The organism is Paenibacillus silvestris (assembly GCF_009882985.1).
Lineage (GTDB): Bacteria > Bacillota > Bacilli > Paenibacillales > NBRC-103111 > Paenibacillus_E > Paenibacillus_E silvestris.
This window is the reverse complement of record NZ_WTUZ01000001.1, coordinates 92056-103971: the sequence shown is the minus strand read 5'-3', so window position 1 is coordinate 103971 and position 11916 is coordinate 92056. Positions and strand designations below refer to the sequence as shown.

General features: G+C 52.2%; 1 protein-coding gene. It reads right to left on the bottom strand.

Going from position 1 to position 11916, the window contains the following annotated elements; genetic code table 11:
* Positions 1 to 45 precede the first annotated feature (45 nt).
* Positions 46 to 11916, bottom strand: coding sequence for a non-ribosomal peptide synthetase (locus GQF01_RS00220; RefSeq protein WP_161404603.1), 11871 nt, complete (start codon positions 11914 to 11916; stop codon positions 46 to 48).

The window sequence follows — 11916 nt, the reverse complement described above, 5'->3', positions numbered from 1 at the left end:
TCATGATGTAAGCTGAACAAGATAAGGTGTAGCAGCAGATCTAATCTATCTAGGGTTTAATACTGCGGTAAGTCTCTCTATACTTTGAAAAACAAGCTGTATCTTCATGGCGTTATTGTACAAATCCGTAGCGTGCAGCATGTCCATATGAGAACCGTGACCTGTGTAGTGAACGACCTCTGCCCTACTACTTCCACTCCATGACGACGCCACTTGTCGCTCCGAATAGGTTTCCATCGTCGCGCGCGATTTCTCCTCTTCCGAGGTGATCACATATAAGGGAGCCTTCACACTGCCTTCGTTTACCAACCCGTACAGGTAGCTCCGGTAAGCATTCATCCGCAATGCCGCTTCCTTGCGGATCGATGGCACTTTCACAATCTCGCCGTAACGGCTCTCCGCCGCCTTCAATTGCTCTTCCGTCTCCTGCTCAATCTCTTCCTGCGTCTTCGCTTCCGCTTCCACTCGCCGCATGGCATCCAGGATTACGATCCCAGATACGGAGTGTCCCTGCGCTTCCAGCTCTTTTCCTACCTCATACGCCAGGTTGCCGCCAGCCGAATATCCAAGCAGCACGTACGGCCCTTCTGCCTGCAGCTCCGTGATCCACTTCACATAAGCATCAAGACGATTCTCTTCAATCACAAAATCGAACGCATACCAGGTATGCGATGGCAGCTGCATCGCCAATTCCTTATATTCAAAACCGTAGCCTGCTACGGGAGGGAAGCAGAATATCTTTCCTTCTCTGCCTTGCTGCAGCAAGGTGACTGACGTATCCGCCTCACCACGGAAAAGTTGCATCTCTTCGATTCGCTCTGCCAGCTGCCCCACCGTCGGGTAGCGGAAAATGAACGGCAGCGGCAGCTCTACGCCGGTCTCCGCCGCTAGGCGCGCGACCAGCGTCGCTGCCAACAAGGAGTGCCCGCCCAGCAGGAAGAAGTCGTCTTCCACGCTGATTTGCTTCACCCCCAGCACCTCCTGCCAGATCGCCGCCAGCTGCTTCTCTACTTCGCTTTGCGGCTCCTGCACAGTTCCTCGCTGCACCGACTCAGGCGCTGGCAGCGCTTTGCGGTCGATTTTGCCGTTCGCTGTCAGCGGCAGCTCTTGGATACACAGCAGATGCGACGGCAGCATATAGGCTGGCAGATGCTTCGCCAAATGCTCGCGAACCTCCGCCGCTTCCACATCACGCGTCGGCACGACATACGCGCAGAGCTGCTCGCGTCCTCCGCTATCGATGCACAGCACAACCGCTTCTTCAATGTCCGCGTGCTGTCTCAGCCAGTACTCGATTTCCCCCAGCTCTACGCGGAAGCCCCGTACCTTCACTTGGTGATCCTTACGCCCAAGGAACTCCATATTCCCATCTGGCAGCAGCCGTCCCAAATCGCCCGTCCGGTACATGCTCTCACCGAGGCGGAACGGGTTCGGCACAAACGCCAGCTCCGTTTTGTCGCGGTCGCCTGCATAACCTCGCGCTACACCGACGCCTCCGATAAACAGCTCCCCTCTCACCCCGGCAGGAACCGGAAGGCCAAACGGATCGAGGATATAGAACACATTGTTCGCCAGCGGCTTCCCGTAGGGAATGCTCCGCTGCTCTTCACTTACAGCATGGATCGGATAGTAGTTCGACCAGACTGTCGCCTCCGTCGCACCGCCCAATCCAATGAGCTGCGCTTGCGGGAATACCCCGCTCATGCGTGTTTTTAAATTAACCGGAATCCAATCGCCACTGACCAAGACAAGCCGCAGATCGGTTTGCTGCCAAGGTGCCCCCGCAGCCTCATTCTCGATGCTCTGCACCAAATAGCTCATCGTTGTCGGCACCGAATCCCACAGCGTGATGCGCTCCGCCACGAGCAGTCTCTTCAGCTCCTGCGGGTCGCGCACGGCATCCTTCTGCGCAACGACTACGCTGCCTCCGGCCGCCAGCACGCCGAAGATGTCGTACACGGACAGATCGAAGCTCAGTGACGTGATCCACAGCAGCCTGTCTGCCGTGCCTACTTCGTAGGTTTCGTTCACCCAGCTGATTAAGTTTACAGCCGCATGATGCTCGATCATGACGCCTTTGGGCACGCCCGTCGAGCCAGAGGTGAAGATGATGTACGCCAAATCCCGCGAACTCCGCAGCACCTCCGGCCGACTGTTCGCACAGCGCAGCGCGGTGGCACTGTGATCCAGACGCACGACCGCAACCCTTTCGTCCGCAAAGTCTGCCTCCGCATCGGTGACCACGGCCACCAGCTCCGCACGGCGCATCACATCCTGCTTGCGCTCCTTCGGATCCTCGGGGTCAAGCGGCACATAAGCCGCCCCCGCCTTGAGGATCGCCAGCATTCCGATCACAGACAGCATGCCTCGCTGCACACTGAGTCCGACGCGTTCGCCCGGCTGGACGCCCCGCTCTGCCAGGTGATGCGACCAGCGGTTCGACCAGTCCTCCAGCTCGGCGTAGCTCATCTGCTGCTCGCCGTGGATCACCGCGATCTGCGCCGGTGTTCGCTTCGCCTGCTCGCTCACCAGTTCATCCAGCGTCTTATTGTCCGCATACGGAACATCCATCGCGCTTAAAGCTAAGGCCGCTTCCCGCTGCTGCGTCTCCGTCAGCATGCCCAGCTCGCTGAGCTTCCCTTCCGGCCTCTGCGTGACATGCCCCGCCAACGTTAGCAGGTGCTCGCGAATTTGCTCCATCGCCGACGGCGCATACACCTGCGCATTGTACGAGAACTTGATCTTCAGCTCAGCCTCCGGCATCACCACGAGCGTGAAATCATAGTTCGTTTGCTCGAACAGATCGAAGTCGCGGATGACAAATCCCGCTTCAGCCGCTTTTGTCCCTTCTGTCCCTTCTGTCCCTTCTGTCCCTTCTGTCCCTTCTGTCCCGTCAGCCGCTTCAGCCCCATCTCCAGCTTGGCCATCCGCCCCCGTATGAAGCGGATAGTTCTCAAACACAAACAGATGATGCAGTAAATCTCCCTTCAGCTCGCTCTGCGCCTGAATCTCGGCCAGCGACACATAATCGTGCGCCGCCGTTTCCAGCGCTCGCTGCTGCACCTGCTGCAGCAATTCGCTGAATACTGCCGACGGCTCCAGCTGCATCCGCACCGGTATGGCGTTGATGAACAGACCGACCATCGTTTCTACGCCCTCAAGCTCCGCCGGCCGGCCGGACACAATTGTCCCGAACACGACATCCGTTGAATGATTGTAAGTCGCCAGCATCAAGCCCCAGATGGCCTGCAGCACGGTGCTCAGCGTCGTTTGGTTGCGGCGCGCAATATCTTCCAGACCTGCTGTGAGACTGGCATCCAATGTGAACTCCAGCACACCCAATTCATAACCTGCTGCCATCACTTGCTCTGTTTGCACCGGCAATACCGCGCGTTGATTATAATCCGCCAGATACTCCCGCCAGTAACCGATCGATGCTTCCTGATCCTGCTGCTCCAGCCATTCGATGTACGCACGATATGGCTTTTCAGCCTCTAGCTGGAGTGGAACTTGATGCAGGTTATGATGATAAATTCGTGTTAACTCACCAATTAAAATATTCAGGCACCAGCCATCCAAAATAATATGAGGGTGACTCCAAATCACCTTATAGCTTGACGCTCCAATACGCATAACCGCAAAACGCATCAGGACATCCTTCGTCAAGTCGAAGCCAGCCGCCTTGTCTCGCGCGCAGTATTGCTTAATCCGCTGCTCCTGCTCGAACGCTGTGAAGTCCCGTAGATCCTCCGCATGCACCTTCACCTTCCGTGAGCTCAGCACGCCCTGTAGGGGACGTCTGCCTTTCCCTCGGCGGAAGACCGTGCGCAAAATCTCATGCCGGGCAAGCAGCTCATTAAAGCTCATCTCAAAAACAGACAGCTCCAGCCTGCCTTCCATCGACATCGTCAGCTGCTCGAAATAAGCCAGTGATTCCGGATCGTACTTCGCATGAAACAGCATCCCTTCCTGCAGCGGTGACAGCGGATAAATCCGCTCCAGCTCCGCTCCCGGACACGCCTGCTCCAATTCATCCCGCCATGCCTGAAGCTCATCCAGGCTCAGTTCTGCACAGCCTAAGTCCGAAGGTGTCGTCTCAGTTCCCGTTTGTCCGATACAGTGCTGCGCCAAGGCTTTCAAATAGCTGCCAAACAACGACCCCAGACGCTCCATCGTTTCTCTCCGGTACGCTTCCTTCGGATAGCTGAATGTAAACTGCATCCTTCCCTGCGTCGTCAATCCGTTAATCATCAACAGATGTGATCGCTTTAGCCTTGGACTAATCTGTGACCCTGATCGAGAAGAACGCGGTGAGATCCCGATACCATCGCTGCTCGGTGTGCCTTCATCGAAATCGCCTAAATAGTTGAAGCTAATATCGGATTTCATCTCTCCGCTCAGCCCTTCTCGATAAGCTGCTGGCGTCAGATGCGTCAACACTCCGTAGCCGAAACCTTTGTTCGGCACTCTGCGGAGCATTTCCTTGACGCTCTGCAACTGATAGCCCAGCTTGCCCTCCGGCACCTGCAGCACAACCGGGAACATGGTCGTAAACCAGCCGACCGTTCTCGTGATGTTCACATCGGCTCCAATATCCTCACGGCCATGCCCTTCCAGCGTAATGACCGCACTCCTATGTCCCGACCATTCTTGCAGCGCAAGCCCTAACGCCGTCAGCAACATGTCGTTCATTTCCGTCCGATAGGCACGGTGCGCTTCCTTGCGGATTATCTGCGTATCCGCCTCCGAGAGCGTCACGCTAACCGTTTCCGCCTCCATCACCGTACATCCCTCAGAACTGCCCTTCACGAACAGCGCATCTGCTTCCGCTTGCTCGATCTGCTGCCAATACGGCAGCTCCTTCAGCAGCTTTCGGCTGCAGGCATACCGTTCCATCTCCTCGGCCCACGCCTGAAACGAGGTCGTTTTCTCCGGCAGCAGGACCGATGCTCCGGCTGCAAGCCCACGGTACGCTTCGCCGAAATCCTCGGCAAGAATGCGCCATGAGACGCCATCGACCACCAGATGATGCACGATCAACAGCAGATGATCGCCTTCCTTCGTACGGAAGAGCGCTAATTGCGAAAGTGAACCTTCGGCTAGATCCAGTCCCGATTGAAGACGGTTCGCCGCTTCCTCCATCCGCTCCGCTGTCTCTTCCTCGCTGCCTGCTTCCTGCAGATCAATCACGTCTAGACGGAATGAAGCCGACGACGCCTCAGTGCCACGGTTCCACTGCACGATGTGTCCCTCTTCCCTGCGGAAAACCATCCGCAGCGCATCATGATGGTTGGACAGTAATTCCCACGCCTGACAAACATAACGTTCATCCAATCTCTCTGGGCTAAAGAGCATCACCGATTGGTTAAAGTGATGCGGCTCGACCAGACGCTCTTCAAAGAACCACCTCTGCACTGGCGTCAGCGGCACCTCGCCCTCCACCGCCTCCTGCGATATGCGCAGCACCTCGTTTTTTACATGCGGGGACAACTCGGCGATGGTCGGATACTGGAACAATAATTTCATTTCCAGCTTGAAGCCGTGTTTGAGCATGCGTGTAGAAATTTGAATCGCTTTGATTGAATCTCCGCCTAATTGAAAGAAATGACTGTGAATGCTGATGGAGCCTTCGCCTAATACCTCCTGCCATACCTGAACGAGCAGCTCCTCTGTTCCATTGCGCGCAGCCTCATAGCTTTGATCCTCAAGCGGTTTTAGAGACATTTTGTGCAAAAACTTTCTATCAACTTTACCGCTGGATGTCAAAGGCAGCTGCCTCATCGAAACAAAGGACGAAGGAATCATATAGGCTGGCACGATGCTGGACAGGTGAAGTCGCACCTCAGAGATATCCGGAGCCTCGATGCCTGAATAATAAGCGTACAAGCTGTTCCCGCCATCAGGGTCCTGCTTGACAATAACGGCAGCTTCATCAATTCGGTCATGCCGCAGCAGAGCCGATTCGATTTCGCCGATTTCGATTCGATAACCTCTTATTTTGACCTGGTGATCCTGACGACCCAAATACTCAATATTTCCGTTAGGCAGCCATTTCGCAAGATCCCCGGTTCTATACATTTTCTCCCCAGGCTTAAACGGATTGTCGACAAATTGGCTCGCCGTTATTTCGGGACGATTCAGATAACCTCTAGCCAGTCCTTCTCCGCCAATACATAATTCGCCGACAGCTCCTGCAGGCTGCAGCTGGCCGTAAGGATCTATAATATAGATCTGCATGTTGCGCAGAGGCCTTCCAATTGGAACGGAAGACATAGACTCCGAGAAGTTATCTGCCTTCCATATAGTTGCAATGATCGTCGCTTCCGTAGGTCCGTAAGCATTCCAGTATTCGACTTGATCCTTCCATTTGGCTACCAGCTCAGGCGAAGTTGCCGAGCCTCCTGTGATCATTTTGCGCAAAGTTCGCATCTTCTCCGGATCAACATGAACCAGATAAGTTGGGGGCAGCAGCATAACGGTAATCGCTTGCCCAGAAACAAACTTTTCAAAATAAGAATAATTCTGAACAGCTTCCTTGGGGATCATGACCAGACAAGCGCCTGTTAGCAAAGCCGAGAATAGCTCAAAGATAGAAGCGTCAAATGAAATGCTTGCAAACTGTCCGATGCGGTCGTCTGCAGTAATACCCAAGTCTTCTACGCTGAAAGCTTTCAAGTTGGCAAGCCCTCTATGCTCGATCAGCGTACCTTTCGGAGTTCCCGTCGTTCCAGACGTATAAATCGTGTAGGCCAAGTTCCTCGAATGAGTCTCCGTCTCAAAACGTGTTGTCGCATATCTCGCAACGTGATTGCGCCCATATTGAGATTTGCTCTTCGGCCAATTCTCCTTCTGCCCCCCAGTTTTATCAATGTGTATGACTGCGTCGTATCTGAATCGAACCAATTCGTTTTCTATCGTGTGAATTTTATCGGAAAAAGCAATGGATTGAATGGCTGGCACATCAACTGTTAAATCCTCCAGAAACCTTTTGGGAAGAAATAATTCGGATGCAACATTCATCTTCGTTCTTGCCTCAGGAAACTTCTCCTTATGAAGGATAAGCGATTGACGAAGCTCTTCCTTTTTATCCAAATCCATAATATCCCCGAGAAACAACATCCCTTTCTCACCAAGTAAACCAACTGCCTTATCGATCACTTGCCGCAAATAATTGTGGCCATGGAACACTTGAATAACACTGTTCAGAATCACGATGTCAAAATCACGTTCGCTCACCAGATCGATCTGATGGGCAGGAAGGCACTGCAGCTTAATATTCCCCCAGCCTTCTTCTTGCACTTTTTGTTCATTTTTCTTGATAATTACACTGGACAAATCTGTTCCGTAGTATAGGCCGACATGCGGTGCGATCCGGTACATGCTGATACCCGTTGCACAGCCAATTTCAAGTATGCGAGTTTCTGGCGTTAGATGAGGAAGCAGCTTGAGTAAAATGTTATCGCCATATTCATCCATTTCTTGCTTGGTGAAAGGTTGCCCCGTGTAGCTATTGTTCCAGCCTCCGCCCTCAATATCGTCGTTAGCCGAAGTTCCAACGTACTCCCACAGCTGCTCATTCATCAAATCGTTCTTTTCCGATTCCTCTTCCGCAAATACATCTTCACTATCCAAACAAATAAAGCAGGTTAGCGCTGAGCATTCCCACTGAAGATTATTAACGAGCTTCATATGCTTCTTAGTTGTTAGAATGACTTCAATATGGGCATCGTCCGCTATCATTTTCAGCCTTTCGTAAGGCAGCTCAGGGTCAAGAGGAACAAAAGCGGCTCCCGCTTTCAAAATGCCAAGCACGGCTTCGGTATAAAGAGCCGAGCCTTCCATCAGAATGCCGATCAGCTTATCCGGCTTTACTTGATAGAGATCTAATAAGCTGGCTGCTACTTGATTAGCTCGCTCATCTAATTGCTTGTAGGTAAGCTGTTCCTCTCCGCTAATAACGGCAATGCGGTTTGGAGTGAGATCGACCTGCTCCTCAAACATCCGCTGCGCAGTGGTATCCAATTCGTTATTCGCGTCAGTCATGCCCGCTGTCAGTAAAAGGCTGGCCTCGGCTTCAGATAATAGGCCGCTTTCCGAAAGCTTGCGGTCGGGATGAAGAACAGCTGCCCGAACCGCATTTATGTAATGATTTGCAAATTGCTGTATAGTCTCTGCCGTGTATAGCGCCGTACAATACTCCAGATGGAAGGAGATTTCTTTGCCTTGTTCCCATACGAACATCGTCATATCGAATTTCGAGGTGAAATTGCCATAGTCTTCAGGCAGGCATGTAAGACCGGGAATTTTCAGGTCCGGAAGATCCATATTTTGCACAACAAAAGCGATATCAAATAAAGGATTGCGGCTCGGGTCTCTTTCGATTTGACTACGTTCCACGATTTCTTCAAACGGATATTCCTGATACTCGAAAGCTTGTAAGGAGGTTTCCCGAACCTCTGCCAGAAATTCAAGAAAGCTCTTGTGTCCACTAGGCTGATTACGCAGCAGCAGCATATTCACAAACATGCCGACCATCTGTTCAAGATCAGCGTGCTGGCGGCCCGCTATGCCCGTTCCGACAACCACGTCCTCCTGTCCGGAGTACTTGGCCAACAGCTTGTAAAATGCGGCTAACAAAACCATATAAACAGTCGTATTCGCTGCAAGCGCCAGATCCCTTACCTTTTGCGCTAGCTCCAAGGGCAGTTCAAATACGACACGATCACCTTCGAAGCTCTTGACTGCAGGACGAGAGAAATCCGTCGGCAAATGAAGCACTGGCCAATCCTGTTCGACCTTGCTCAGCCAGTATTGCTCTATACGTGCCATTTCACTGCTTGCAATCCGTTCGTTTTGCCAAGCGGCAAAATCCTTGTATTGGACAGACAGCTCTGGGAACTCGCTGCCCTGATAAATGCGCATAAATTGTTTGACAAGAATGCCCATCGAAGTACCGTCAGCCACAATATGATGAATATTGAAGAAAAACAGATGGCGGTTGGCCGCCGTTTTAACAAGCGCCACTTGCGGAACACAAGGCTTTACAATATCAAAGCTCTGATTAAATTTTGCCAGCAGCTGCTCTTTGTCCTTATCGCCGGCTTCCTGGTATGTAACCTCGAAATCGACTCGGTTATGAATCTTCTGCATCGGCTGCCCTTCCACGATATGGAAGGAGGTGCGCAGCGCCTCATGGCGGTCAACCAAAAGTTGAAAGGCTCCTGAGAACCGCTCCCTGTCAAGCTCCCCTTCCATCATCATGACGATCGGGATATTATAACTGATGCCTGTATTTTCGATTTGATCTAGAATGAACATCCTTTTTTGAGCAGAGGATAACGGGTAATAGGTTTGCTCCGGCACTCGGGGAATAGCCATATAAACATTTGGCGCTGCGCGTTTGATGGCAGCAGCCAATTGCTCAATGGTAGGCTCCGCAAAAATTTGCTTTAAAGGAAGTTCTACATGGAACTGTTTGTGGATTTGCGAAAGCAGCGTAGTCGCCTTAAGGGAATGGCCGCCTCGTTCAAAAAAATGATCACGAATCCCAATCTGTTCTACCTGTAAAATATCCTGCCACAAATGGACGAGCCTGATTTCCAGCTCATCCCGTGGCTCAACGTATGGTGTTTGATAGCTTCTGTTCGGGATTGGCAGCGCCTTCCTATCGATCTTGCCGTTGCTGGTTAGCGGCATAACCGAAAGCTGCATCAGATGCGCCGGGAGCATAGGGCCTGGCAGCAGTAAGCTCAACTGAGCCCGCAATTGCTCCAGATCCAGCTCTTCTTCAGCGATGACATAGGCGCACAGCTCAAGCTCAAACTCGGTGTTCTCCAATGCCGTAACTGCTGCTTCTTTGACGTTAGCCACCTGCAGCAGCACCGACTCAATCTCACTTGGCTCAATGCGGTAACCCCGGATTTTCAGCTGACGATCCATTCGTCCCAGAAATTCTATTGTTCCATCCGCCCTCCAGCGTGCTCGATCCCCTGTGCGGTACATCTGCTCCCCTGGACGGAACGGATTGCTTACGAACTTCTCTGCCGTCAGCTCTGCCGCATGAAGGTAGCCTCGTGCCACGCCAGCGCCACCGACCCATAACTCGCCTGGCACCCCTAGTGGCTGTAGCAAGCCCTCCGGGTTCATAATATAGGCCGTTGAATGACTGATTGGTCCGCCGATGGGAACCAACTCTTCCCCGCCTTGAACCTGGTAGCAGGTTGAGAACGTCGTATTCTCCGTCGGCCCATAGCAGTTCCATAGGACGAGCTCCGTGCATACCTGCTTCACCCTTTGAACGAGCTGAGGCGACAAAAGTTCTCCGCCAACCACCAGATGTCGGAGTCTGGCGAACATCTCCGGATTCTCCTGGGCAAGTCGATGGAACAATGGCGTGGTCAGCCACATTGTCGTAATTCCGCTCTCCATCAGAAAAAGTTCTAGACGCTTAACGTTTAGCAGGACATCCTTTCGCACCGGATATATCGTACCCCCGTGCAGTAAGGTCCCAAATATTTCAAAAGTCGAAGCGTCAAAGCTAACAGCGCCTGTTTGCGCCATCCGGCCAATTTCCGCAAACGGCACATAAGCCGTATTGTCTACCAGTCGGATGACATTGCGATGCTCGACCATAACCCCTTTCGGCCTGCCTGTCGTTCCCGACGTATACATGATGTAGGCGAGATTATCCGCCTTAGCCAGCAGCTGCAAATTCGTGCTCTCATGCTGCTCCCAAGCTGCATCTTCAATCACAAGCGCTGTACCTTCGAACGAGGAAGGAGCCTCCACCGTCAAGGACTTCAGAATAATCCGTACTCCGCTGTCCTCCAGCATAAAACGCATCCGCTCTTCAGGAAATTCCGGATCAATCGGCACATAAGCCCCGCCTGCCTTAAGCACGGCAAGAATGGCCACAATCATCTCTGCAGACCTGTCCGCCAGCACCGCTACGTGACTTTCCGCGCCAACACCGCGTTTTCTCAGCTCACGTGCGAGACGGTTGCTTCGTTCGTTCAATGCCCGGTAGCTGATGACATTACCTTCGTCCACGACCGCAGCATGATCCGGTGTTCTTGTCACCTGATCCTCGAACCACTCCGTAATCGTTATCGGATTGGTGCTGTCAAGATCTGTCTCATTGAATTGGCGCAGCTTATGTTTCTCCTCATCCGTAGAGATCTCCAGTTGGGCTAACGGGAGAGTAGGATGAGATAAAGAAACAGCAAGAAATTGCATGAACTGTCCAGCTAGAGTGTTTATGGTTGATTGCAGAAAAAGCTCGGCCCGATAGCGCAGCCGAAGCTCCAGGCCATGTTCATTTTTAGAAAATAGAAAGACAATATCTGCCTGCTCTTCTTCCTGAGGATGACTCGTATGAATCTCTTCCAGTAAAGCCAGCGTAAATAACGAAGTACCCTTCTCAGGTTCGGAGTAATCAAGCAGTGATAATGTCTCCCTAAACGATATGTTCGGATGATGATCTGCTTCCAAGACAGTCTGTTTCACCAACGCCAGTAAATCCTTCATACTTCCGGTCGGGTCAATCTGAACACGGAGAGCGAATAGCGGAACGTTATCCGTCATATCCGGGTTAGCCATATGCTGCTTGAATGCCGGCATCCCAACAATCGTATCCTCATTGTTGGCATGTAAGGCAAGCAAATAATGAACGCTGCAGAGCAGAATCATATACGTAGCAAACGGCGAATTCTTGCTCAAGGCACTTATTTGATCCGAAAGTTCAATAGGAAAACGCTCGACTATTTCCCCTGTATCCTTCGAAGAAGAATGACGCGAAAAATCTACAGGGAACCGGCTGTTAACCGGAAACCCCTGCAGTTTTGAGAGCCAGTATGATTTTTCCTTCTGATATTGTTCGAGTGTCAGCGTTTGTTCGGCTGCTTGATCATTATGCAT

What these genes read in the sequence shown, in the direction of transcription:
- GQF01_RS00220 (WP_161404603.1), bottom strand. Translation starts at nt 11,916, where the DNA reads ATGCATAATGATCAAGCAGCCGAACAAACGCTGACACTCGAACAATAT.